Here is a 22,040-nt window from a genome sequence, read left to right on the forward strand (position 1 = left end):
GAGAGCATTTGATAAGTAATGTTAGTATATAAATTATTACTCAAAAGCTTGATATACTTCAATAAGTATTACTTAGATACCTTTTTATACTAGAAAATAAAATATAAAATATGCTAATGCAAATAAAATAAAAGTTCATTGAAACGTCCTTTAGGTTGATTCACTCTATTAATCACTCCATTTAACTAAAGCCTAAAGGCATGAACTTATTTTATTTAAATACTGTTTTTTAAAAGAATTTTTTTTGAAAATGATTTTACTTATTTTATTCTAAAAAGTATTACTAAATATTGCTTAATTTTACAAAATTAAATATCTTTGAAACCTAAAAATTATTTGATTTGAAAATATATTATAAAAGCACTATTGAACTAAACTTAAAAATACAATCTAAAAATCAAATTTAAATTTAATGATACAATAGAAATAAAACACATACAAAGTAATTTAGTTTTACCAAAATTTTTTTAAACAAAGTCTTAGTTAAAAAAAAATAAAACTGAGAAAATAGGTGGCAACTCCTATGATGAATTTTGAAAAGAAGCTGCAATTAAATAATATTATTCATTTTCAATCATTGAAATTATCATTGATATTTTTAATATGGTACGCATAAAAAATAAAAAATATATACATCACATGTACCATATATATGAGTACTTTAAAAAAAGAATGTAGATGAAAAATCATCTACTTTTTAACTTTTACAGTCTTTTTAACAGTATCTTTCAGATAAGTAGCATGATAAGTTACTTTTTTACCTACTTTAAGCTTTTTCAAAACACTTGACTTGATGGTTACCTTTGCAACACCTTTTTTGTTGGTTTTGGCAGTGTATTTTTTGCCTTTGAACTTGAAAGTGATCATTTTGTTTTTAAGATATTTCTTGTTGACTTTGCTTAAGGTAGCCTTCAATACCAGTTTTTTGGCGGATTTTTTAACTGTAACCTTTTTAAGATTTACAATGTGTTTAACAGTTAATTTTTTAGTTACACTTTTGCTTAAGGCCACTGCAGTTATTTTATAAGTTCCAGGAACTTTAGTTACTGTATATCTAGCCACACCTTCATAATTGGGTGTTATTCTATATTATCATCATTTCAATTAAAAAAAATATAAATAATTTAAAGAGTTTGTCAAAATTATGAGTCATATAATATTTAATAATAAATTAATAAATACACATTGGAAATCAACAAATCTATTAATGAGACTATAATTTTTTTGAAATTACATCACAAATAGTTTTTGCAATTTCTTTTTTTGAAGCTAAAGGAACCTGTAAAACTTCATCATCAACAATCAATACTTCATTATCATTGGATCCGAATTGACATCCGTCTCTTGAAATATCATTAGCAACAACCAAATCAGTACCTGCATCTGAAATCTGTTTTCTTGCACACTTAATAATATCTTCACGGGAAATGTTGAATTCAGCTTTAAATCCAACTAAAAATATATCAGGATTGACCTTTTTAATTTGACGAATTATTTTAGTGGTTGGCTTAAGATTTAAAGATAAAGAAGTGCTTGAATCGATTTTTTTATCAGATTTCTGTTTGAATTCAAAATCAGATACTGCAGCAGTCGAAATGAAAATATCAAAATCATTTATTAAGTTTAAAATAGCATCATTCATTTCACTACTAGTTTCAACATGAACAACATCAAAAACAGAAGGAATATCAACACTTACATTAGCTACAACCAACTTTAAATCTGCTCCCCTAATATAAGCCTCTTTTGCAAGTTCCAAACCCATCTTTCCGGAAGACTTATTTGTAATTCCCCTTACCGAATCAATAGGTTCATAAGTTCCGCCAAGACTTATTAAAACTTTTTTTCCTTTAATAATATCAATCCTTATGTAAATTAATTGTTCTTAAAGATTCCAAAACTATATCTTCCTTGGATGGGAACTTGGCTTTTCCTTCATCCATACGAGGTTTGATGAAAGTTGCAGAACCTTCCTGTTTAATTTTATCAATATTGCCTTTAATCGCTTTGTACATGGAATCATGCATTGATGGAACAAAAATAATTGGTGTATCATGACCATATGCTGTAATCAATAATGTTGAAATCGGATTATCCGCAATTTTATATGCAAATTTTGAAATGGTATTTGCAGTGGCCGGAGCGACCAGTATCAAATCTTCCTGAGAATATTTGACATGTTCTATACTTCCAGTCAGTTCAGTTATAACTTCACTGCCTGTTGCAAACTCCATGGCATTTGGATGAATGATATCACAAGCCGCCTCACTCATAAAGCATTTGACTTCGACATTATTTCTTCTAAATTCACGGGCTAATTTAATAGACTCGGTAGCGGCAATACTTCCGGTAACACATAAGATAATCATCTAAATCACCAAAAAAAGAATTAAGTAATTTTCATATTTGATAAAATATAGTCAAACACGTAGAGATTGTTTTCAAACTGATCGATTGGTGCACTATACATTATCACATAAGCCTGTCCTCCTCTTTCAAACCAGACGGCCTTATGTTCCTTTTGTACAGTTCCATCATTAGAAGTGTAAATGTACTCAAAAGCCTCATTATTGTCAATAGCCACACTTCCTGATGAAATCAATTGGAATGAAGAATCTTTTTGCATGGAATCGTAAGTGTCATTTAAAAAAGTATAAAACTCCTTATCCAATGAATTCTTCTCAACCTGAATGTTGACCTGACCTATTCCAAATGCATCTATTGAATCAAGTTTGGATATGGCCATTACAGAATAATTAGATGTGGAACGAGAATTTCCCCAATTGGAAGGATATTCTATTGTAATACCTCCTTTAGATAGAGTGAGTATTGTCAAATCAGAACTATCATTATTTGCAGCACTAACTGCAACAGCACAAACCATAAACAATAAAACAATGAAAATAATTAAACTTCCCATTACTAACTTATTTTTCATAACAGCACCTCATTGACTATTTGTCATCACTTCCTCCACCGTCATCGCTTCCTCCACTATCATCACCGCTAGGAGTAACATCTTGTTGGTCAGATTGACCACCACTGTCGTGTGAACTTGAATCAGAAGAAGAACTTGAATCCGTTGAAGTATGTGTAGTTGTCTCTACCTCTTGAACGGTATAAGTATCATAACTATCATCAGTATTATAACTTGTATAGTTATATGCAGTCTTATTAGGGACTATATTCTGATGTATTTCAGGGAATGCTGTATCGCTAACAACCGCTACAGATTCGGCATTAGATATAGAACCGAAGTCCAAATTGAAAATTCCATAGGCAGTGCCTGCTGTAAAACCAATTACCAATATCAATAACAACAGCAATTTAAAAGTTCCGCTATCCATACCAGATTTTTGCTTTTTATTGTATTTTGCATCTGATTTTTTAGGATTGATAATATATTTTTGAACTAAATCTTGCTCTTCTTTCTTTTTATTTTTGGTAGGTCTTTTCTTTCGTTTATTCTGAGGACTAGAAGGTTTACCTTGCATGGATCTAATTCTTTTAGTAGCTGCTTTAGCGTCAATAGAATTTAGCTTATCTTCATATTTAGATCTAAAATAACTGTACTTTTCTGCAGAAATTTTGCCTGACTTATAATCAGATTCCAAATTTTTCATGACATTAATAAGTTTTTCTCTATCATCAGACATGCTAACCCTCCCTGAATTTTATACATTATAAGTTATATATAACCCTTAATTTAAAGTTTCCTAAAATTCAGGATATGAACCTAAGATTTTTAAAAAGTATGTATTTTCTTCTATTTCAGCCAATATGTTTTTTATCAAATCGTCATCCTTATGACCATTAAAATCAATGAAAAACAAATATCTGCCCAAACCCTGTTTGGAAGGTCTTGATTCAATCTTGGTTAAGTTGATGTTGTATTTGTTAAATATACCCAAAATATGATACAACTGACCAGGCTTATCTTCATAGATGGAAAAAATGATTGATGTTTTATCCTTGCCTGTCCTTTCATGATCATCGGTTGAAACCACAACAAAACGGGTTTCATTATTATCACTATCCTGGATATTGGATTCTAAAATTTCCAAACCGTACAATTCAACTATTTTTGCATTTCCAATGGCAGCCTTATTTCTATAACCTATTATGTCCTTGGCAGCCCTTGCGGTGCTGACGGCATAATGAGGTTGTATACCATGACTTGCAACAAATTCCTGACATTGGGCCAATGCCTGGGCATGGGAATATACCTCTTCGATATCTTCCATTCTGCATCCCGGATTGACAATCAGATTATGATTGATTGGAATAACGATTTCATTATAAATTTTCAAATCATATTTATGGGCCAGTGAATCTAGTGTAATACCTACAGGTCCTTCAATCGAGTTTTCAATTGGAACGACACCCAATTCACATTCACCACTGGCTACACTTTCCAAAACAGCCGGAATAGTACAATAAGAAATTAACTCGTCACTTACAAGACTGGCGGCTTGGTGAGTGAATGTTCCTTTAGGACCTAAAAATGAAATTTTTGAAATATTCAAACCCCCTGAAAATAAAAAAAATAAAAAAAAGGTATAGTTAATAACTATACTTGTTTAAGATTCTAATTTTTCAATTAGTCTTAAAATATCTGTTTGTGTAATAATGCCTATCACTTTATCATCTTCAACAACAGGCAAACCGTTATATCCAGTTTCAACTATTATTTCAGATATTTCACTGATAGACATGTCTTTTGAGACATAAGTTGGGTTATGAGACATAATGTCTTCAACTAAAACTTCCTTAATTTGAGATTTTTGATACTTTTCTGGAACTTTTTTTCTAAAGTCGATGAATGCTCTCATCAAGTCTTTAGAGGTTATCATTCCAACAAGTTCATCATCATCTATAACCGGCAGTCTTCCAATATGACCTTCCAACATTTGTCTTCTAGCATGGATAAGTCTTTCCATTGGAGCTACGGAAATTAGTTCTTTAGACATTACTTCTTTTACAGTTATCTTATCAAAAGCAATACCTGATGCAAGAGTGACAAAGTCAGCTTTTGAAACAATTCCAACCATGTTATCATCTTCATCCATGACCGGAACTGAACCAATACCATTTTCAAGCATTAATCTTGCAACTTCTTCCAATTGCATTGTTTGTGGAACTGTAAATACATCTTTAACCATTACAGATGAAATATGGAGTCTTGATGCAGGCATACTTTCATATTTTGAAGAACCAAGCTTATTAGCTATGTCCCTTTCTGAAATAATACCAACTAATTCTTTATTGTTAGTTACAGGCAAACGTGAAACATTGTGTTTGCGTAACAGTTTTAAAGCATCAGAAAGATTTTGATCTTTGTCTACAGTGATTAAATCCTCAGACATCAAATTCTTAATTTGCATATTATCATCTCCTATTAAGTTTTAATTATTTAGTATCTTTTAACTGCGTTTAAAACATCTCTTTCAGTAATGATTCCCATTACTTCATCATTTTTAACAACTGGGACTCCACCAATATTTTTTTCAGAGAAAAGTTCACATAACTCCCCAATAGTCATGGTAGGTTCAACTGTTATTGGTTCAGTGACCATAATGTCTGAAACGACTGTTTTTAAAACGTCAGTTGCTAAATTGGAATTTAAGTTATCAAATAATTCTTTAGCATTTAAGAATCTAATTACGTCAGTAGAAGTTAAAATACCTAATAGTTTTTTAGCTGCTTTTGAAATATCTGCTTCACCACCGATGATTGGAATTCTTCTTAAACCGTTTCTGACCATGATTTTACATGCACCTTCAATAGGAGTTCCAGGAGTGGTGTTGAATACTTTAGTACTCATGTAATCTTGCACAGTTTCTTTTCCAGCCATACCTGCTAAAGATAATGCAATATCCCTTTCAGTTACAATACCTGCAAGTTTTTCATCAGCGTCAACAAGAGGAATAGCACCTAATTGGTGTGTTAACATAGTATCAATGGTTTCCCCGATTGAAGCTTTACTAGATAATGTGATTAAATCACGAGACATGATTTCTTTTACTGGTTCGTTAATTGCTGCTAAAAAGTTGTCTTCGTATTTTTTCTCAATGATGTTGAATTTTTTTCCTCCACCAAAGAAATCTAATATATCCATTACGGTAACAATACCTAATAATTTACCGGAACCTGGGTCAGCAACTGGTAATCTTCTAAATTCATGTTCCATCATTACTTTTGCAGTATCCTTAATACTTTTTGAAGGAGGAATAGAAACAACATCTCTAGTTGCGATAGCCATGATGTCTCCTTCTTTATCATGAACTTTGGTTTCACGTTCAACTGCACCAGTATTTGATTTTCTGTTAATGGATGTTTTATCTTTCATTTTCACACCTCTATTTACAATTGCCCTAGAATAAAAATAAAATCAATATTTTAAAAACAAAATTCACTCAATATCCAATATTTTATGGATTTGAGGAATAGTACAAACGTCAAAATATTGCCCAACAATTTCAGAAAAATCGAATAATCTAAAATTAATATCTTTCCACTCTTCTAATGGACTAGATGGTTGGATAATTATTTTAAATCTACTTTTGCTTAAAATATTTTCGGATAATTTTTCAACTACCTCTTTAAATGAATTTATTTTTGTTGAAGGCAATATAACTACTTTACAATATACATTTATGGACTTTGATATTAATAAATTTAGTGATTTAATTTCATTTAAAAAAATTGTCTCATCAAAATCGCCGTCAAAATGCTCCGGCAATTTGATATCTAGTGATACAATGTCCAATTCATCAATCAAATCTATATTTTCAGGCAAAGTCCCATTAGTTTCAAGCATAATGTTTAAATTAAAATTTTTACTAACCTGTGAAATAAATTCAGGATATAAACTAGGTTCACCTCCAGTAAATGAAATGGTTTTGCAATCAGGAGTCAACAATTTATTGATTTCTTCTGTAACCTCGTCGGGAGTCATCAATTTACCTGATTTTTCGGATTTACTTTCATTGGTGTCACAGTAGTTGCAGTTCAGGTTGCATCCTGCAAATCTCACAAAAATCTGTCTTTCGCCTATCAGAAGACCTTCACCCTGAAAGGATGAAAATATTTCAATGACCGGAGCCTTCATCATAAATCTTTCCTGTACATGGCTCCTTGACCTATTCCCTCATTAACACATACAGAAACATATTCCAAATTATCATATGTCTCAGATAGCTTCTTGGCTAGAGTTTCTGCAAAAAATTTGGACAATTCTTCAGCAGAAGTATAAGGAAGAGGTAAAAATACACAGTCAACAGAAGGAAGAGAATATCCCTTGCCGTCGATCTTGAATCTGGCGGTTTCCTGATTTTTCAAATCAAAGATAGAATCTGATTTTTTGTCAAAATCCTTAAATTCAATTAAATTATTGAAAACCGGAATCAACAGTCTGTGATCCAATTCGTCACATATTGCTTTGGTATATCCTTTTACATCTTTAAAATCAACGACAAATTCAAATTCACCTGCCTTTTCACCTTCAATTTCCACATCCACAAAGTAGGAATGTCCGTGAATAAATCCGCAGGATTCATGACCTGGAATCACATGAGCAGAGGAGAATCTTAAATTTGATTGAATACCATTAACTAAAATTTTCATCCTAACACCTTGGTTTTACTTATATCATTTTCAATTGTTTCAATTTCCTCAATGAATCTCTGAACGGTTTCATTGATTAAATCAAGAATATTATCTTCATTAAATATCTGACTGCCATTTACTTTTATGTCATATAATCCTATTGTTTCAACATCACTAGGAGTTCCCTTATCCTCCAGATTGAGTGCAAAGTGTATTTTTGCAGAGCTTAAGGAAACGCTAGCTATTGAAATTGACAATTTACGACCGTCAACGAAAATGTCATCGCCTTCCCTTTTGGTGGGAATTCCTTTTTCTGTTAAGATTTCTCTGAAAATCATTACCAAAAGTCTTTGCCTTAAATATGCGATGCGCATATTTGTAGGTTGCTGGTCAAAGAATTCACAGATGAAATTAACCATATAATTGGATTTGATTTCAAGCCCCACATCTGCAAAATCCTTTAAGTTATCAGGAGTGATATTTACCGGACCAATCCATGTAATAATTGATGAGCCGTAAATGCCGAATTCCTGAAATGCCCATGACGGATTAATTTGACTGCCGTCATATTCAAAAATTTCATCAACATGTTTATGAGTAATAGACATAAACTATTATTAGATTGAATTTTTATATAAATATTAAGTAACTATATTATATTAATGGAGATTTTATTATGCAACAAGTGAGAACAAGAGACTTTATCTATACAAGCGATGACTTGTATTTCGCATCAACAAATTACATTCATCCGGAAAACAGGGTAATCAGTTTTTTAAGATACATCCCAGACCCTGAAGGCGACCGTGAAAAGAACGGTAAAAGATACAGAAAAGTAGGGTCTGAAGAAGCTTACAGTTACCTGAGGGAAAATTATCCGGATTATTTATATTTTTCAGAAGTTACCAATGTTGAAATGATGGGAGTTCCATTGGACAAGGTTGAAAAAGTAATCAAACCTGAACAAAGACTTTTAGGCCTTAAGGAAACATTCGAATCAGGCGGAGAAGTCAAAAATCCTGAACTGATTGCAAAACTTATGGACGTTGCTGACTTTTTCCACTTCATGGCCGACATTCCATATGACCATCTCGGAATTTCAGGCTCAATCCTGCCAGGTCTTCAGAAAAGTGATGTCAGCGATTTGGACTTTGTAGTTTACGGCCTTGACAATCACAGAAGAGCAATTGCAGCCTTTAAAGAACATAGAGGAAAGGAAGTCTACATTGAAGAGGTTGACAAGTACATAACCGTCGAAGGAATCACAAATGATTATTGGGATTTCGTATATGACAAAAGGATGTTTGATGCAAGTCTAACCAAAGAAGAGTTCAGATGGTATGAAAACAGGAAAGCAAATAGAGGAACTATAAACGGAACCTTATTTGACATCCTTGCTACCAAAGACTATGATGAAATAGAGGGAATCTGGGGAGATACCGTCTATGAACCTCAGGGAATTGCCCAAATCGAATGCGATATTGTAAGTGCACTTGGAGCATTCGACAATCCGTCATTATACACAATTGAAAATGTGGAAATTATTGAAGGAGTGGACGTTCCTTTAACAGAGGTTGTTTCATTTACACACACCTATGCCGGAGAAGTTATTGACGGAGAGCATGTTGTCGCCAAAGGCAAAGTTGAAAAGGTAATCGTGAATGGTGAATTTTCACATTATCGCATAGTTGTTGGAACCACACGTGAAGCAATCGACGAGTATTTAAAACTTAAGGAAAGTCCTGCTTAAAATCATGTTAAATACCTATAACATACCAAATTACCTTTAAATCATCACCCCAATAATTTTCTTAATCACAATTAAACAAATTGTAAAAAATACACTCCAAAATTAAAAATCTTCTTTTAAAATATCTATAAAAATAATCAAAATCACAAATATAGCACTGTTATTTGTTCATTTTCCTCATATTAACTCGAACATTATTCATTTAAAATAATACAAACTATATAAAGTTTAAAAACAAAAATAATACTATTAAATTGAATGTGATAAAATGACAAAAACTAAAAAACAGGAATGGAATAGTAATCTTGCATTTTTAATGGCAATGATCGGTTCCGCTGTCGGACTTGGAAACATCTGGCGTTTCCCATATGTTCTATATTCCAACGGTGGAGGATCATTCATGATTCCATATATAGTTTCACTGTTTCTTTTGGGAATATCCTTCGTACTGGTCGAATATGCCGTAGGATATAAATTCAAAAGATCCCTTGCAAGAATATTATACTCCATCAAAGAGAAATTTGAACCGATAGCATGGTTCATTCTATTAATCGTATTTTTAATTACAACATATTATATCTGCGTAGTCGGATGGGATTTAATCTATTTTGTTTTAAGTATGACCCAACAATGGGGAGCAAATCCAGATTTATACTTTGCAAATAATGTATTGCATGCAACATCATCAGTTTATGGAATATTTTCAATCGTTCCAAACGTTTTCGTATCCATATTTCTGATTTGGGTAGCTGCATGTTTAATCCTCAGACAGGATTTGAATGACGGAATAGGAAGAGTGAGTAAAATTCTATTGCCTTTACTCGTTTTAATCGTTATAGGAATTGTCGTGTTTTCCCTGACTCTGCCAGGAGCCTCAATTGGATATACCCAGATTTTCACCCCAGATTGGAGTGCCTTAGGAAATCTAAATGTGTGGCTGGCTGCATTTGGTCAAATCGTATTCTCATTAAGTCTGGGAATGGCAATTGCAATGACCTACGCAAGTTATCTTCCGGAAGGATCAAATCTTGTTGATAATGCAGTGCTTGTCGCATTTTCCAATTCCGGTTTTGAAGTGTTCAACTCAATAGGAATATTTTCCATACTAGGATTTATGGCATTGACCAGCGGTCTGCCATTCAATGAACTGGTTACCGAAGGAACCGGTCTTGCATTTGTAGTATTCCCACAAGTATTCAATACCATGGGAGATGTTTCACTCGTCATTGCACCATTATTCTTTTTATGTATTCTATTTGCAGGAATTACCTCTGTTATTGCACTTCTTGAAGGAGTATGTTATTCTATTTCAGAAAAATTCCTTATTGAACGTAAAAAGACCGCTACAATTGTCTGTATCGTTGGATTTTTAATATCCATTCTGTTTTCAACAAGCCTCGGAAGTACAATTCTTGGAGTATTCGATACATACCTAAACAATTTCGCATTGCTTTTTGCAATACTTCTCGAATGCATAATCTTCGGATGGATTTACAAGTTTGATGACTTGATTGAAACATTGAACAAAAATTCAAGAATCCAAGTGGGTAAAACCTGGAAAGTCGTAATCAAATACATATTGCCTATCTGTATTTTAGGCCTTTGGATACAGGGAGTATGGACTACCATTTCCAGTGCAGATACATTAAGTATCATCATTATGGCAGCGCTGACAGTGATTTTAATAGTCATTCCTATTATTTTTGCAAAATTGCCTGCATTAAACAAAGACTACTACAACGTATAAAATTGTAACTAAATAGCTAAAATATTAGCTATTTACTTTTTTTATTTTAATTAAAAGAATTTATGACATTTATTACTCCTAATTTTATATATTATTAAGACCTAAGTAATATTACTAAATTTAAGAGGTTTTAATATGATAAAAATGTCATCCATAAAAACACATATGTACTGTCCCATGAAACTGTACATCCAAACTCATGAGGATGTTAAGGAAAACAACGATTACCAATTGGCGATTGAAATCAAAAAGCTTAAAATTGATGTTCGGGACTTGATTCAAAAGAATATGCGTAAAATTACCAAAGACATGAAATTATGTGAAATTGAAAGGATTTTATCCGACAATATCGATTTTTACATTAAAAGTACTGCAAACGCAATAGTTTCAATGGATTTGGGTCTTGAATCAGGACAAATCAATGAGATTATAGATGATACATACTTCAACATTAAAATTACAGCGCTAAAAACAAAACAGGCAATGACAATTCTGGATAAAAATGCATTTGAAATAATCGACATGTTTTTTCCAAATTCAATGTACTCATTTTTGTTGAAGGACCAGCAACTTGAACTGAGCGGAATGTGCGATAAGGTGGAGATAATAGACGGCAAATATTACCCAGTCATTATCAAAAGTTCAAATCCTCCCATAAAAGGCGTTTGGGATCAGGATGCCATCGAACTTGCCGCCTGTGCAATACTTCTGGAGGAAGAGTTTGAAACTGAAGTTTATGTGGGTTTTGTTGACTATGAAAAAATTGGAGACAGACGGCCCGTCGTTATGGACGTCAATCTTAGAAAGGGCTTATTTGACGTTATGCGAGAAGTTAAAGAAATAATAGACAATAAAACAATTCCAAATGTTAAAAAAAATCATAAAAAATGTAGAAAATGCGAATATTCAAATGTCTGTTTTGAAAATCAATAAAAAAAAGATTAAAGTAAATAAGGAAATAATCCTTACTTACTTTTAAGGAGTTATGTAATAACTCTCTATATGTCCATAAACATGAATTTAAAATCGAATATTGTCTCCAAGACGTTTAATATCAAAAACGGCAGTATCTGCAATAGACATGACCGCCAAAACACCCGCCTGAATAGGATCGGTTATTATCAAATCAGCATATTCAGTTACACTTCCAGGCATATTAAGTGAAATAACAATCAGATTACTTTCCTCTTTTACCTTTTTAACGGCTTTTGTAATTTCTCCACCCATAAGTGAACCTGCAAGAACCAGTGCACTTACACGAGGCAATCTTGAAACAGCCTCAACAGCTTCTGCAATGTTTTTCTCACCAACCAATGGAATTGTATCAATACTTATACGTTCACCACGAATATTATGCCTGTCAGCTTCAGTAATAGCACCTTTAGCGACCTGAGCAACTTGAGCTCCTCCTCCGACAATGATTATACGTTTTCCATAAATGTCCAATTGAGAACCATGCAATTCAACCAGTTTAACATCCGAAATACATCTTAAATCTGAAATTAGATCATCGATATCTTCAACATGTTCAAGTTCCAGGTTAATGGAACCAACATTGTTTTTTTCAACAAAAAGATGAACATAACTAATATTTGCACCATGAGATGAAATCACATCAGTTATGTTATCCAAAACGCCTTTGTTCTCAGTAGTTTTTATAGTTAATGTACAATCAGTCATTCTTTTGGCCTTACTTTATCTAATCCTGCATGTGCTCTTTTCCACATGCTTAAATAGTTATCATCTTTAGTTACAGGAATTACATCAAGACCCAATTCCCTATGCTCGGAAATCCATTCCTCATGAAATACGGGAATTTCTATTTTTATAGGTTCAGAGGTTTTATTAACAATTATAAGATCCCTGTAAGGAAAATCCCATTCGACAATATATCCTCCAAGACTTACCATATGATACGGCCTCATAACAAACTTCATAATAATCACCTCATAATAATCCAACTACAATAGCCAATATTCCAAGCAGTGTTGCTCCAAGTATAGTAGGCAAAAGCTGTCTGTTTGTAAATACCGGACTGAATGCTGAAAATATTCCCATCATGAATACGAATATCAGTGCAACTGCAATATTTACCAGAATTCCAAGTGAGAATATGTTTGGCGGAACTCCAATAAACAATACTGAAAATAATGCACCAAGCACAAACATGAAAAATCCTCTTGTAACTACAACAACTGCTCTGTATTTTGCAGCATATTCCATGTATGGTCCTTCAATAACATCACTTTTTGCTTTAATTATTGAAAATGGATATTCATTCAATAGAATCATGTACCCAATGAAAAATACGATAGCTGCAATTCCACCAGCCAAGGTAAAGAGGAACGGTCCGTGAGCCTGCTGATATGCAACAATATCCGGTAAGAATATGCTTCCCGCAGCAGTTACCGGAGCAAATAACGCAAGGTACAATGGGAATGATCCATAAGTTATCATCCTGAGGGATCTTCTTGCACTTATATCTTCAATAAAAGACCTTGAAGCATTATTATGAGCTGCACCTTTAATCTGGTCCGGGAAAGGCATATTAACAGACATTACAGATTTGGACAATGCACCCATCAGCACATAGCATATTTCCTCAACTTTTAAAAATCCAACGATTGCAACTAAACTCGCCAGTGCAGGAATCCTATACGCATAAGGAGTTAAAGCGACAAAAATGCATAAAACCACAATAAAACATATTATAGGTAACGCTTTGTACAATCCAGGAACAGGAGATGAAATTTCAACATTTTCCTTAAACATGAATTTTATTGGAGCCATTATTCCAGGAGCAATTACAATCGGCCCGATTCTTTGCTGAATCCTTGCATGAATATATTTTCGTTCAATTCCAGGAAGCAAAGTTGAAATTACAAAACATACCAATACTGTGAGAATAACTGCAATAACTGAATCGATTAATGTATTTGTAAACATTTTCTACCTCCTGATGATTTCAATTGCTCTGTCAGTACAGGTGAAACACGGGTCACACTGTACAATACATAATTGGGCATCAGTAATCTGGTCTCCAATACATGCATACTGCATTGCACCAATATTGGCCATTGATGGAGTTCTGATAATACAGTGCCTTACTCTTCCAGTTTCTAATCCATAAGAATGATATAATGTTCCCCTAGGAACTTCAATGTAGCTCTCACTCAAATCAACATCAAACATTTCCCAATCCCTATTGACAACTTTTCCTTCCGGAATATTTGCAATTGCCTGACGAATGAGTTTAATCGATTCGAATGATTCAAGAGCCCTCATAACAAGATTTGATTTTACATCACCATCAGGCTGTGTGATTACATTAAAATCAAAGTTATCATATTCATACATGGTTGTCCTTAAATCTCTTGCAACTCCTGTGGCTCTTAAGGTAGGTCCGGTAACAGCAAGCTCAATAGCCTGTTTTTGTGGAAGCACACCAACGCCAGATATCCTTGAAAGCACAATAGAATCAGCTAAAAACCTTTCAACAAATCCTGTAAGACCTTCTTCAACAGCATCCATATCATTTTTAAGCCTTAATAGCTTTGCTTCATCCAAATCACATCTTGGCCTTACTCCACCTAAAACAGAACAACCGTATTGAACTCTGTTTCCACCAATCATTGCAAGCAGTTCCATTACGATTTCTCTTAAATAGAACACTCTCATTGAGAATGTTTCGTGAGCCAGCACTTCACAACCATGCGCTAAATACAAGAAATGTGAATGCAAACGTTCAAGTTCACCCATTATTACTCGAATATAAACAGCTCTCTCTGGAATTTCAATACCCAACCCCATTTCAGCAGTTCTGCAGGAGTTCCATACATGTGAATTAGAACAGATCCCACAAATTTTTTCAGTCAATGCATTTGCCTTTTCAACCGGAAGCCCTTCCATAATCCTTTCAATACCCCTATGATTTACACCAATAGTGATTTCCGCTTCCTGAACGATTTCATCTTCAACGAAAAATCTGACCCTATATGGTTCCAATGCAGCAGGGTGAACTGTACCCATTGGAATTTCGGTTTCAATTATATTACTTCTTGGTACTTTTTCATCCATTTAATCCCCTCTCAGTCCGCATCTAATAATGTAGGTAATAGTGATACCACTCCTGCCAAAACGTCCTGTGGCCTTACAGCACAGCCAGGCACCTTAGCATTTACAGGTATGACATTTTCAACAGGCCCTTCAATTTCTTCAGATGGAATATCCCCATGACAGTTTTTGTATACTCCACCCATCAAAGCACAACTTCCTGCGGCTACAACTAATTTTGGATTAGGAATAGCCTTATAAATCTCTTCTAACGGTTTTCTGTTCAAATGAGTAACAGGTCCTGTGACAACCAAAACATCAGCTTCACGAGGATTCCAAGTTAAGAACACATTATATTGCTCCGCATCGAATCTTGGTGATAATATTGAGTTTACAATTTCGATATCGCAACCGTTGCATCCGCCAGTATAAACCAGCATGACATGTATTGCTCTTGCTCTTGAAAATGATTTAAGACCCATCTAATCACCATCCTGCTTATTTTTCAATACTGTCTTGTCTGACAGGTATTGTGCAATAACTTTAAGTTTATCATCTGAAATTTTAAATGGCTGGTCTAAAAATTCTGATATGTCAACTTCCTGATCCCCAACACAGCTCGGGTGAACAGTTCCTTTTTGCCCATAAAGTGAAAATATAGGGCAGAAATCATGACAGTAATAGCACACAACACATCTTTCAAGATTAATTTCAGGTACTTCGCTTTTTGTCCAGTCTTCGGTTAATTTAACTGGACTTGCTAATTTTTTCATCTCAATTGCACCTGTCGGACAGACATTGGCACAACCTGCACATCCAATACAGGCCTTTTCATCAACCCTGTCGTCAACTTCAACAGTAAGGGTTGAAATCTGCTTCCTGAGTTCCATATCTGTAACCCTGTCAGCTGCAAAAAAGATTCTTTTAAAGTTAGTAAATGCTCCTTCCAAAGCTATTCTCAGTATACTGCTCATTTAAATACCCTCTATTGAATCTTTAAAATTTCTCTCGAATAAAAATGCCCTTGCAGGACATGCGTTCTTACAGGCTCCGCAATAGGTACATTTCTCTTCATTGACTACGAATCCACCATCAATTTCATCAATTGCATCATATGAACATACGTTTTGACACAATCCGCAATGCATACACAATTTCTGTTCAATGAAATTAAATCCGTCTTCAATTTCCCGTTTGAACATTGTGGTTTTAGGAATTGCACCAACAGGACAGTGGACGGCACAGTTTTCACATAAGATACACTTATCCAAAGCAACTGTTATTGAACCTTTGTGCAATGTAATGGCACCTTCCTGACATACTTCAGAACAGATTCCACAGCTTATACAGTCTTCAGAAACAGTTCCGTCCCAAGTGTAGGTCATGAATTGACGTGCACCAACTTCATCACATACCTGGACACATTTTCCGCAGCTTACACAAAAGCCTGAAAGTGCTGGAAGTTCAACATCGTCATACTCATCATAAACAAACATCTCGTCGTCTTCACGTAATGTGTGAATCGGACATGCTTCAATTGCTTTTGCATGAGTGATGTTTTCTATATCAACAGTTGGATCATATCTCAATTTACCGTCAACATTCTTGAGAGATTCATTTTCACACAAATCAGCACATAAACCACAGTTAAGACAGGATATTATGCTTCCTGTCGGTTTCTGTTTAATTTTATTAACAATAATCTTGAAATCATCAACGGAAATTGCATTGTTCGGGCATGCCTTCATACAGTTGAGACAAAGTGTACAGGTATTTTTATCTGCCATCTGATACTTGTTCATTGAACCGTTCGGACAGACATCCATACATAATCTGCAATCCCTGCAGATACCTTCATCCCTATCAATTCTTACCCGAATCGCACCGGTTGGACAGTACTCACCACATCTGCCACAGAAAATACATTTTTCAGTATCAGTTCCGAAATAACCTCTTGAAACTTCAGTAACTATATTGTCAGATTTATGTGGAACATCCTTCAATGGAGGATTCAGTATGTTCATTGATTCTATTAATGTGATTTGCTTTTCCTTTTCAAGTTCAAAACCGTCTACACGATTTGGACAAATCTCTTCACATACTCCACAGCGTGAACAGATACCATATACAATTCCATCTTCGATAGTAATGTTATTTGTAGGACAGTTATGCATACACATTCCGCAGCCGTTACATTTGGCTCTGTCAACAACATATCCTCCGTAGCTATTTTGGAATATTGCTCCATTAGGACAGTTTTTATAACATATTCCACAAGTAAGACAACTGAAAGCTCTACCATTGATTAATCTAATAGCTTTTGTAGGACATTTGTGAATACAATCTCTTTTTCCTTCACATGTATTAGTCGATAAAAACATTATAAAAACTCCTTATTTACTCCTTGCAAATATTAGTTTGCCTACAAAAATTCCGATTAAAGCAGATAAAAATGCAGTTGAAATTGGTAAATCTGTGTAAAACGGATAATTACCAGATTGCCATGCCACAATAATTCCTGCAATAAATATTACAACAAATGAGCCAAGAGTGAATTTCGCATCACTTGCATTGAGTCTGATTTGTGATCCAATCACAAGACCCAATATCAAACCAAAGATAATCGGTCCTAAAGACAACATCATTCACCCTCCTCAACCAATTTTTTAAATCCTGCAAATGCAATGACAATTGAGGAAAGGCCCGCAAATACTTTCAATCCGACAAATATATTGAGGTATGGAATTATTCCCGCATTAGTGACATCAGGATAATGAAGTACATTTTGAATGGCTGCAGGAACAACATTTAATATGTCTGTACCTACGTTGTAGAGGAAAAATCCTCCAACAAACAAACCTATCAAACCGAATATGACAAATCCTAATGCTCCAACGGATTCGAAAACTTCAATATATGCATGGGACAATTCCAATGGAGAGTTACCCAGACCATAAACAAGTATAGACAGGATAATTCCACTGGCAATCATTGCACCACCTTGGAAACCACCTCCAGGAGTGATATGTCCTCCGAGAATGGTCATTATTCCTAAAGCAATAAGGATAATTGAAAGCGGTAATGAAATAATTTTTAAAATCATACTATTCTGACTCATTGTTTATCCCCCAATAATCCTCTGCCAAATATAAGCAATACCACCAATCCGGCAGTCAGCAATATGATTGACTCTCCTAATGTATCGTAAGCTCTGAAATCAAAAATAACAACAGTGACCATGTTTGGAGCTATTTGTGTTCCCAAAGCGTTGTAAATGTTACTTACACCAGGCTGAATGATACTGCTTAAATGAAATATTGCATCAAGTAATGTAACAGAAAATATTCCTGTCATTACCGCTGCAAGCAAATTACGAACTGTAGTTTTACTAGACAAGATTACCACCCCAGTATAAAAATGCAACAATAATAGCAAGTGTCACTACTGCATAAAACAGCATTTTTTCCAATGAATCTTCCTGTTCCATTTTAAATTTCGGAATCAGTGGGATATTAGTTATCAATACTATTGCAAGTATCAATGCAACCAAACCTGCAAGCAGCAAACTTAAATGTCTCAATAACAGCACTGCCAATACCAATGAAACGATGATAAATATTTCTGCAGTAATACTGCCGGAAACATCAGCATTAGTTACAGGACCTGGAGAAAACAATTTTCTGAACTGTTTTACAACTTCGAAAATTTGATCATAAAGTTTCATAATATCCCTCCTACAAAGTTAGAAATTCCGTTTGTAACTATGTCCGGGAAGATACCGAGCAATATAATTACGATTAATAAAACTGCCATGACAAAAATCATTGTTCTTGGAACTTCTTTTCCTTCTAAGTCCAAATCTTTAGGTTTTGGTTTTAAAAACATAGTATAATATGTTTTTACAAATACCACGAATGTAGCGATACTTACTACAATAGCCAAAATGGATAATTCAGGGAATCCGCAACTTAAGGAAGCCTGAACAAGCATTAATTTGGATTGGAATCCGCTTAAAGGAGGTACACCTGCCATTGCCAAACCGGCTATTAAAAGCATTATGCTGACTTTCGGATGTGCTGCAAGAAGACCTCCGAGCTTGCGTGTATCGACTTCATCGGTTGCGTTGACAATCGCACCGAATCCTATGAATAACAATGCAGTAATAATAATTTCGTTCAATGCCTGGAACAGTCCTGCAGTCAATGCATACTGTGTTCCAAGACCAATACCTAAACCGATAAATCCTAGCTCACCAACAGCTAAAAATCCGATCATCCTTCTGAAGTCTGTCTGGGTTAATGCGAGAGAGACACCCAATATCATAGCCAAGATAGAGAAGAAGACTATGAGCACTTCAAATATTGGAAGAGATGAATAGATTCTAAACATGATCAATACGATTGAAATCATTGAAATAACTGTAAATGACTGAAGTAAAGCTGCTCCGTGAGGTTCTGCTTTTGAATAAATTCCAGATTTTATAGTATGGAATGGTGGTAAACCTGATGCGTATAACCAGCCAAAGAATATTAAAGCGAGTGATAATAAAAATACTGGAGAAGTAGAACTAACCAGACCATTATGAACAGCAGCGGCTATATCGGTTACATTTACACTACCGGTCAATGCTAAAAGGAATCCAATTCCCAAAAGCATTATTGGAGAACCAATTGATCCCAAAATCATGTATTTCAAAGCCATCTCATAACTGTAATCAATTGATGAAGCGGCAACTATACCTACCTGTGCAAGAGCAAGGATTTCAAAGAATACAAACATGTGGAATATATCGTCTGTAAGAATCATTGCAGTTACGGCAGCTGTTCCTAAAAACAACAGGAACAGGTAAGGTCCTGAAACCTCTTTATATTTGGTCAGATAGATAAATATTACCAGGAATGTTAAAAGACCAACTGCAGCGATGAATATCTGTTGCAGGAATGTAAATGAATATGTAATCGCCGGATGATACATTATACTTGTCACATTATCCAGCATCGGCTCATAACCTCCAAAGTAATGGAGACCGTAATTGGAAGCCAACGGTATAATCGGAAGGCAGATTGCAACGACAAAAGCGAAAATCTTAGTTGCCTTGTTGAACTTTGAAAAGGCACTGATAATCAATGCTGCAATTACCGGAACAATAACCATAAGTGGAATTAATTCATTCATTGTATTCCTCCTGTTTGGATGTGTCTGCCAACATTGCACGAGTACTTAATGTACCATATCTTCTGTATAAAACCATTACGAGCGCAAGCATTACCGCCAAGGTACTTGCACCGATTACTATACTGGTAAGCACTAAACCGAAAGGCAAAGGATATGCAGCATTTGATGCAAACCATGATGTGTCCATTCCAGGCATCAGGATTGGAACAACACCACCTGGCTTATAACCAATAGCAACAATGAATAAATTAGCACCTTCTTCGATGAAGCTAATACCTATAATCTTTTTAATGATATTATCAATGAAAATTGCTGAATAAAGCCCGATAATGACCAGTGCAGCTGAAGTCAATAATATCGCAAGTTGTGTTTGTGCCATTAGCTATCCTCCCTTTGAGTTTTCTTAACGGCCAGAGCAATAAATACAGGTACAATCGCTGCACCCACAATTGCCTGTGTCAGTGCAACATCAGGGGCCAGTAAAATCTGGAACAGCACTGCAAGTGCGCCTCCTGAAAAACCTGTCAAAATTGCGGCCTTCAATAAGTCTTTTTGAATAAGAGCAAGAATTGCACTTACAATTATTATAATCATCAATACAAATTCTATCATCTTACTCCTCCTCATCTATTTCCAGCATAGTAACTGAGAATCTTTCATCCGCTTTAAGTTTTTCTGAATCCTTACTCTCTAAAGCTTGCATCTTTTCTTTAGGATGGATGAAAGGATTGTCATCTTCAACGACTTCTTCTACATTTACCAAGTCTGAATTATTTTCTCTATCTTCTTTTTTCCAATAAGCATTAGCTATAGCATGTGCTACAAACGGTGCTAGAATAAAGTAAATTCCAGCAAGTAAAAATTGGCCTAAAGCAATCATAGCAATAATACATGCAATATCAAAAACACCGAAAATGTGAATTCTTGCATAAACTGCATTTTTAGTATTTTTTGGAATTGTCAAGACCCCTATTGCTGAGACGATAATCAGAAACGCAGAGATAATGAGAAGAACTGCCTGAACATATTCCATCATTCATCATCGCCTCCTAAAACAATACTAAATGCAACAGTGCCTACGAAACCAAAGAATATTAAAGCTAATGATATATCTCTATAGAATTCAAGATTATATAAACCACCAACAATTAGCAATGCCAATGCAAAGGCATTTACTATTACAGAGCTTCCTAAAAGCCCCATAGATGTGGATTTATATGCACTTGCTCTTAAAGCGGCCAACATTAAAATGACTAATGCGATAACCACAAATATTTTCGAAATAAACAATATATCCATACTAATCTCACTCAACAATTTAATAAGAAAAATATTATTCCAACATTTTCTTTATATATGGTTCAAAAGGAATGATATCCTCTTTACTTCTTGGAGAAATAGCAGCTACTTTAATAATGTTATTCTCACTGTCTAAATCAACAGACAAAGTACCAGGAGTTAAAGAAATACTGTTTGCTAAAATTGTCTGTGAAACAGGTCTCTCTAATACTGTTTCAATATCAACAACAATAGGATCAATATTTCTTCTCATAATTGAATTAAAACAAACATCGAATGTTGCTTTAATTATTTCATAAATAAGAACTAAGAAATATACAATTCCATAGCCAATTCTAGTCAAAAACATTAAACAAGCTCCATTTCGTTATATTTAAAAAATGTCAAAAATTAACATTAATTAATAAT

The 22,040-nt window shown here is 34.3% G+C and carries 31 protein-coding genes; 3 read left to right on the plus strand and 28 right to left on the minus strand.

Translation table 11 applies throughout. From position 1 onward, the window contains the following. Positions 1-690: 690 nt before the first annotated feature. The 11 genes from ACKI2P_RS03905 to ACKI2P_RS03955 form a co-directional block, all read right to left on the minus strand. On the minus strand, positions 691-1,062 hold the full coding sequence (locus tag ACKI2P_RS03905) for a hypothetical protein (RefSeq protein WP_407375202.1): 372 nt from the start codon (positions 1,060-1,062) through the stop codon (positions 691-693). A 151-nt stretch (positions 1,063-1,213) separates the two neighbouring features. After that, positions 1,214-1,834 (minus strand): phosphopantothenoylcysteine decarboxylase, encoded by a 621-nt coding sequence (locus ACKI2P_RS03910; protein WP_407375252.1) that lies wholly within the window; start codon positions 1,832-1,834, stop codon positions 1,214-1,216. A 25-nt stretch (positions 1,835-1,859) separates the two neighbouring features. Further along, positions 1,860-2,369: a flavoprotein gene (locus ACKI2P_RS03915; protein WP_407375204.1), complete on the minus strand. Its 510-nt coding sequence runs from the start codon at positions 2,367-2,369 to the stop codon at positions 1,860-1,862. Between the two features lie 20 nt (positions 2,370-2,389). Further along, complete coding sequence (locus tag ACKI2P_RS03920; protein WP_407375206.1) at positions 2,390-2,938, minus strand: PsbP-related protein; 549 nt, start codon at positions 2,936-2,938, stop codon at positions 2,390-2,392. Positions 2,939-2,954: 16 nt separating this feature from the next. Continuing rightward, positions 2,955-3,656 carry an endoglucanase gene (locus ACKI2P_RS03925; protein WP_407375208.1) on the minus strand — a complete coding sequence of 234 codons (702 nt, stop codon included), beginning with the start codon at positions 3,654-3,656 and terminating at the stop codon, positions 2,955-2,957. A gap of 60 nt (positions 3,657-3,716) precedes the next feature. Continuing rightward, a complete protein-coding gene (gene pheA / locus ACKI2P_RS03930; RefSeq protein ID WP_407375254.1) occupies positions 3,717-4,520 on the minus strand; it encodes a prephenate dehydratase in 804 nt (267 codons plus the stop codon). A gap of 60 nt (positions 4,521-4,580) precedes the next feature. Continuing rightward, positions 4,581-5,384: a CBS domain-containing protein gene (locus ACKI2P_RS03935; protein WP_407375210.1), complete on the minus strand. Its 804-nt coding sequence runs from the start codon at positions 5,382-5,384 to the stop codon at positions 4,581-4,583. 29 nt (positions 5,385-5,413) lie between these two features. Further along, on the minus strand, positions 5,414-6,349 hold the full coding sequence (locus tag ACKI2P_RS03940) for a CBS domain-containing protein (RefSeq protein WP_407375211.1): 936 nt from the start codon (positions 6,347-6,349) through the stop codon (positions 5,414-5,416). A 63-nt stretch (positions 6,350-6,412) separates the two neighbouring features. Beyond that, entirely contained in the window at positions 6,413-7,111 is a 699-nt protein-coding gene (locus ACKI2P_RS03945) for a 7-carboxy-7-deazaguanine synthase QueE (RefSeq protein ID WP_407375256.1), read from the minus strand. Then, positions 7,111-7,626 carry a 6-pyruvoyl trahydropterin synthase family protein gene (locus ACKI2P_RS03950; RefSeq protein WP_407375213.1) on the minus strand — a complete coding sequence of 172 codons (516 nt, stop codon included), beginning with the start codon at positions 7,624-7,626 and terminating at the stop codon, positions 7,111-7,113. The genes ACKI2P_RS03945 and ACKI2P_RS03950 overlap by 1 nt, the downstream gene beginning before the upstream one ends. Then, positions 7,623-8,216 (minus strand): DUF366 family protein, encoded by a 594-nt coding sequence (locus ACKI2P_RS03955; protein ID WP_407375215.1) that lies wholly within the window; start codon positions 8,214-8,216, stop codon positions 7,623-7,625. The genes ACKI2P_RS03950 and ACKI2P_RS03955 overlap by 4 nt, the downstream gene beginning before the upstream one ends. Positions 8,217-8,284: 68 nt before the next feature. On the opposite strand from ACKI2P_RS03955, the gene ACKI2P_RS03960 reads away from it, so the two are divergent. From ACKI2P_RS03960 to ACKI2P_RS03970, 3 genes are all read left to right on the plus strand, one after another. Continuing rightward, positions 8,285-9,358: a DNA polymerase subunit beta gene (locus tag ACKI2P_RS03960; RefSeq protein ID WP_407375217.1), complete on the plus strand. Its 1,074-nt coding sequence runs from the start codon at positions 8,285-8,287 to the stop codon at positions 9,356-9,358. A 268-nt stretch (positions 9,359-9,626) separates the two neighbouring features. Continuing rightward, complete coding sequence (locus ACKI2P_RS03965) at positions 9,627-11,105, plus strand: sodium-dependent transporter (protein WP_407375219.1); 1,479 nt, start codon at positions 9,627-9,629, stop codon at positions 11,103-11,105. A 135-nt stretch (positions 11,106-11,240) separates the two neighbouring features. Further along, a complete protein-coding gene (locus ACKI2P_RS03970) occupies positions 11,241-12,038 on the plus strand; it encodes a Dna2/Cas4 domain-containing protein (RefSeq protein WP_407375221.1) in 798 nt (265 codons plus the stop codon). 87 nt (positions 12,039-12,125) lie between these two features. Here the strand turns inward: ACKI2P_RS03970 and ACKI2P_RS03975 are convergent, their stop codons facing one another. From ACKI2P_RS03975 to ACKI2P_RS04055, 17 genes are read right to left on the minus strand one after another with little or no spacing between them, the layout of a single operon-like run. Beyond that, positions 12,126-12,785 carry a DUF5612 domain-containing protein gene (locus ACKI2P_RS03975; protein WP_407375223.1) on the minus strand — a complete coding sequence of 220 codons (660 nt, stop codon included), beginning with the start codon at positions 12,783-12,785 and terminating at the stop codon, positions 12,126-12,128. Then, positions 12,782-13,042: an energy-converting hydrogenase B subunit P gene (locus ACKI2P_RS03980; RefSeq protein WP_407375225.1), complete on the minus strand. Its 261-nt coding sequence runs from the start codon at positions 13,040-13,042 to the stop codon at positions 12,782-12,784. The genes ACKI2P_RS03975 and ACKI2P_RS03980 overlap by 4 nt, the downstream gene beginning before the upstream one ends. Positions 13,043-13,052: 10 nt before the next feature. After that, complete coding sequence (locus ACKI2P_RS03985; protein ID WP_407375227.1) at positions 13,053-14,051, minus strand: respiratory chain complex I subunit 1 family protein; 999 nt, start codon at positions 14,049-14,051, stop codon at positions 13,053-13,055. A 3-nt stretch (positions 14,052-14,054) separates the two neighbouring features. Continuing rightward, complete coding sequence (locus ACKI2P_RS03990) at positions 14,055-15,182, minus strand: nickel-dependent hydrogenase large subunit (RefSeq protein WP_407375229.1); 1,128 nt, start codon at positions 15,180-15,182, stop codon at positions 14,055-14,057. Between the two features lie 11 nt (positions 15,183-15,193). Continuing rightward, on the minus strand, positions 15,194-15,640 hold the full coding sequence (locus ACKI2P_RS03995) for an NADH-quinone oxidoreductase subunit B family protein (protein WP_407375231.1): 447 nt from the start codon (positions 15,638-15,640) through the stop codon (positions 15,194-15,196). Then, positions 15,641-16,132 carry a 4Fe-4S binding protein gene (locus ACKI2P_RS04000; protein WP_407375233.1) on the minus strand — a complete coding sequence of 164 codons (492 nt, stop codon included), beginning with the start codon at positions 16,130-16,132 and terminating at the stop codon, positions 15,641-15,643. It lies immediately after the preceding gene. Further along, positions 16,133-17,539 (minus strand): 4Fe-4S binding protein, encoded by a 1,407-nt coding sequence (locus tag ACKI2P_RS04005; protein WP_407375234.1) that lies wholly within the window; start codon positions 17,537-17,539, stop codon positions 16,133-16,135. Positions 17,540-17,551: 12 nt separating this feature from the next. After that, positions 17,552-17,803, minus strand: a complete 252-nt coding sequence (locus ACKI2P_RS04010; protein WP_407375236.1) for an energy-converting hydrogenase B subunit J — start codon at positions 17,801-17,803, stop codon at positions 17,552-17,554. Next, entirely contained in the window at positions 17,800-18,276 is a 477-nt protein-coding gene (locus tag ACKI2P_RS04015) for an MnhB domain-containing protein (RefSeq protein ID WP_407375238.1), read from the minus strand. Before ACKI2P_RS04015 ends, ACKI2P_RS04010 begins: the two co-directional genes overlap by 4 nt. Next, positions 18,273-18,554 carry a hydrogen gas-evolving membrane-bound hydrogenase subunit E gene (mbhE, locus tag ACKI2P_RS04020; RefSeq protein ID WP_407375240.1) on the minus strand — a complete coding sequence of 94 codons (282 nt, stop codon included), beginning with the start codon at positions 18,552-18,554 and terminating at the stop codon, positions 18,273-18,275. The genes ACKI2P_RS04015 and mbhE overlap by 4 nt, the downstream gene beginning before the upstream one ends. Continuing rightward, positions 18,547-18,882, minus strand: coding sequence for a hydrogenase (locus ACKI2P_RS04025; RefSeq protein ID WP_407375242.1), 336 nt, complete (start codon positions 18,880-18,882; stop codon positions 18,547-18,549). Before ACKI2P_RS04025 ends, mbhE begins: the two co-directional genes overlap by 8 nt. Further along, positions 18,879-20,333 (minus strand): energy conserving hydrogenase EhbF, encoded by a 1,455-nt coding sequence (gene ehbF, locus ACKI2P_RS04030; protein ID WP_407375243.1) that lies wholly within the window; start codon positions 20,331-20,333, stop codon positions 18,879-18,881. Before ehbF ends, ACKI2P_RS04025 begins: the two co-directional genes overlap by 4 nt. Beyond that, complete coding sequence (locus ACKI2P_RS04035; RefSeq protein ID WP_407375245.1) at positions 20,326-20,712, minus strand: cation:proton antiporter subunit C; 387 nt, start codon at positions 20,710-20,712, stop codon at positions 20,326-20,328. The genes ehbF and ACKI2P_RS04035 overlap by 8 nt, the downstream gene beginning before the upstream one ends. Further along, the gene (locus tag ACKI2P_RS04040) at positions 20,712-20,945 is read right to left on the minus strand and encodes a DUF4040 domain-containing protein (RefSeq protein ID WP_407375247.1); all 234 of its coding nucleotides are present in this window, start codon (positions 20,943-20,945) and stop codon (positions 20,712-20,714) included. The genes ACKI2P_RS04035 and ACKI2P_RS04040 overlap by 1 nt, the downstream gene beginning before the upstream one ends. Position 20,946: 1 nt before the next feature. Next, positions 20,947-21,369 carry a cation:proton antiporter gene (locus tag ACKI2P_RS04045; protein ID WP_407375248.1) on the minus strand — a complete coding sequence of 141 codons (423 nt, stop codon included), beginning with the start codon at positions 21,367-21,369 and terminating at the stop codon, positions 20,947-20,949. Next, positions 21,366-21,632, minus strand: a complete 267-nt coding sequence (locus ACKI2P_RS04050; RefSeq protein ID WP_407375249.1) for a hypothetical protein — start codon at positions 21,630-21,632, stop codon at positions 21,366-21,368. Before ACKI2P_RS04050 ends, ACKI2P_RS04045 begins: the two co-directional genes overlap by 4 nt. A gap of 34 nt (positions 21,633-21,666) precedes the next feature. Further along, a complete protein-coding gene (locus tag ACKI2P_RS04055) occupies positions 21,667-21,981 on the minus strand; it encodes a monovalent cation/H+ antiporter subunit E (protein ID WP_407375251.1) in 315 nt (104 codons plus the stop codon). Between the last annotated feature and the right edge of the window lie 59 nt (positions 21,982-22,040).

This window comes from Methanobrevibacter sp., assembly GCF_045541095.1.
Taxonomy (GTDB): Archaea; Methanobacteriota; Methanobacteria; order Methanobacteriales; family Methanobacteriaceae; genus Methanocatella.

Coding starts and splice junctions, on each gene's coding strand:
- ACKI2P_RS03915 (WP_407375204.1), bottom strand. CDS start 2,369: ATGATTATCTTATGTGTTACCGGAAGTATTGCCGCTACCGAGTCTATT.
- ACKI2P_RS03920 (WP_407375206.1), bottom strand. CDS start 2,938: ATGAAAAATAAGTTAGTAATGGGAAGTTTAATTATTTTCATTGTTTTA.
- ACKI2P_RS03925 (WP_407375208.1), bottom strand. CDS start 3,656: ATGTCTGATGATAGAGAAAAACTTATTAATGTCATGAAAAATTTGGAA.
- ACKI2P_RS03935 (WP_407375210.1), bottom strand. CDS start 5,384: ATGCAAATTAAGAATTTGATGTCTGAGGATTTAATCACTGTAGACAAA.
- ACKI2P_RS03940 (WP_407375211.1), bottom strand. CDS start 6,349: ATGAAAGATAAAACATCCATTAACAGAAAATCAAATACTGGTGCAGTT.
- ACKI2P_RS03945 (WP_407375256.1), bottom strand. CDS start 7,111: ATGAAGGCTCCGGTCATTGAAATATTTTCATCCTTTCAGGGTGAAGGT.
- ACKI2P_RS03950 (WP_407375213.1), bottom strand. CDS start 7,626: ATGAAAATTTTAGTTAATGGTATTCAATCAAATTTAAGATTCTCCTCT.
- ACKI2P_RS03955 (WP_407375215.1), bottom strand. CDS start 8,216: ATGTCTATTACTCATAAACATGTTGATGAAATTTTTGAATATGACGGC.
- ACKI2P_RS03960 (WP_407375217.1), top strand. CDS start 8,285: ATGCAACAAGTGAGAACAAGAGACTTTATCTATACAAGCGATGACTTG.
- ACKI2P_RS03965 (WP_407375219.1), top strand. CDS start 9,627: ATGACAAAAACTAAAAAACAGGAATGGAATAGTAATCTTGCATTTTTA.
- ACKI2P_RS03970 (WP_407375221.1), top strand. CDS start 11,241: ATGATAAAAATGTCATCCATAAAAACACATATGTACTGTCCCATGAAA.
- ACKI2P_RS03975 (WP_407375223.1), bottom strand. CDS start 12,785: ATGACTGATTGTACATTAACTATAAAAACTACTGAGAACAAAGGCGTT.
- ACKI2P_RS03980 (WP_407375225.1), bottom strand. CDS start 13,042: ATGAAGTTTGTTATGAGGCCGTATCATATGGTAAGTCTTGGAGGATAT.
- ACKI2P_RS03985 (WP_407375227.1), bottom strand. CDS start 14,051: ATGTTTACAAATACATTAATCGATTCAGTTATTGCAGTTATTCTCACA.
- ACKI2P_RS03990 (WP_407375229.1), bottom strand. CDS start 15,182: ATGGATGAAAAAGTACCAAGAAGTAATATAATTGAAACCGAAATTCCA.
- ACKI2P_RS03995 (WP_407375231.1), bottom strand. CDS start 15,640: ATGGGTCTTAAATCATTTTCAAGAGCAAGAGCAATACATGTCATGCTG.
- ACKI2P_RS04000 (WP_407375233.1), bottom strand. CDS start 16,132: ATGAGCAGTATACTGAGAATAGCTTTGGAAGGAGCATTTACTAACTTT.
- ACKI2P_RS04005 (WP_407375234.1), bottom strand. CDS start 17,539: ATGTTTTTATCGACTAATACATGTGAAGGAAAAAGAGATTGTATTCAC.
- ACKI2P_RS04010 (WP_407375236.1), bottom strand. CDS start 17,803: ATGATGTTGTCTTTAGGACCGATTATCTTTGGTTTGATATTGGGTCTT.
- ACKI2P_RS04015 (WP_407375238.1), bottom strand. CDS start 18,276: ATGAGTCAGAATAGTATGATTTTAAAAATTATTTCATTACCGCTTTCA.
- ACKI2P_RS04025 (WP_407375242.1), bottom strand. CDS start 18,882: ATGAAACTTTATGATCAAATTTTCGAAGTTGTAAAACAGTTCAGAAAA.
- ehbF (WP_407375243.1), bottom strand. CDS start 20,333: ATGAATGAATTAATTCCACTTATGGTTATTGTTCCGGTAATTGCAGCA.
- ACKI2P_RS04035 (WP_407375245.1), bottom strand. CDS start 20,712: ATGGCACAAACACAACTTGCGATATTATTGACTTCAGCTGCACTGGTC.
- ACKI2P_RS04040 (WP_407375247.1), bottom strand. CDS start 20,945: ATGATAGAATTTGTATTGATGATTATAATAATTGTAAGTGCAATTCTT.
- ACKI2P_RS04045 (WP_407375248.1), bottom strand. CDS start 21,369: ATGATGGAATATGTTCAGGCAGTTCTTCTCATTATCTCTGCGTTTCTG.
- ACKI2P_RS04050 (WP_407375249.1), bottom strand. CDS start 21,632: ATGGATATATTGTTTATTTCGAAAATATTTGTGGTTATCGCATTAGTC.
- ACKI2P_RS04055 (WP_407375251.1), bottom strand. CDS start 21,981: ATGTTTTTGACTAGAATTGGCTATGGAATTGTATATTTCTTAGTTCTT.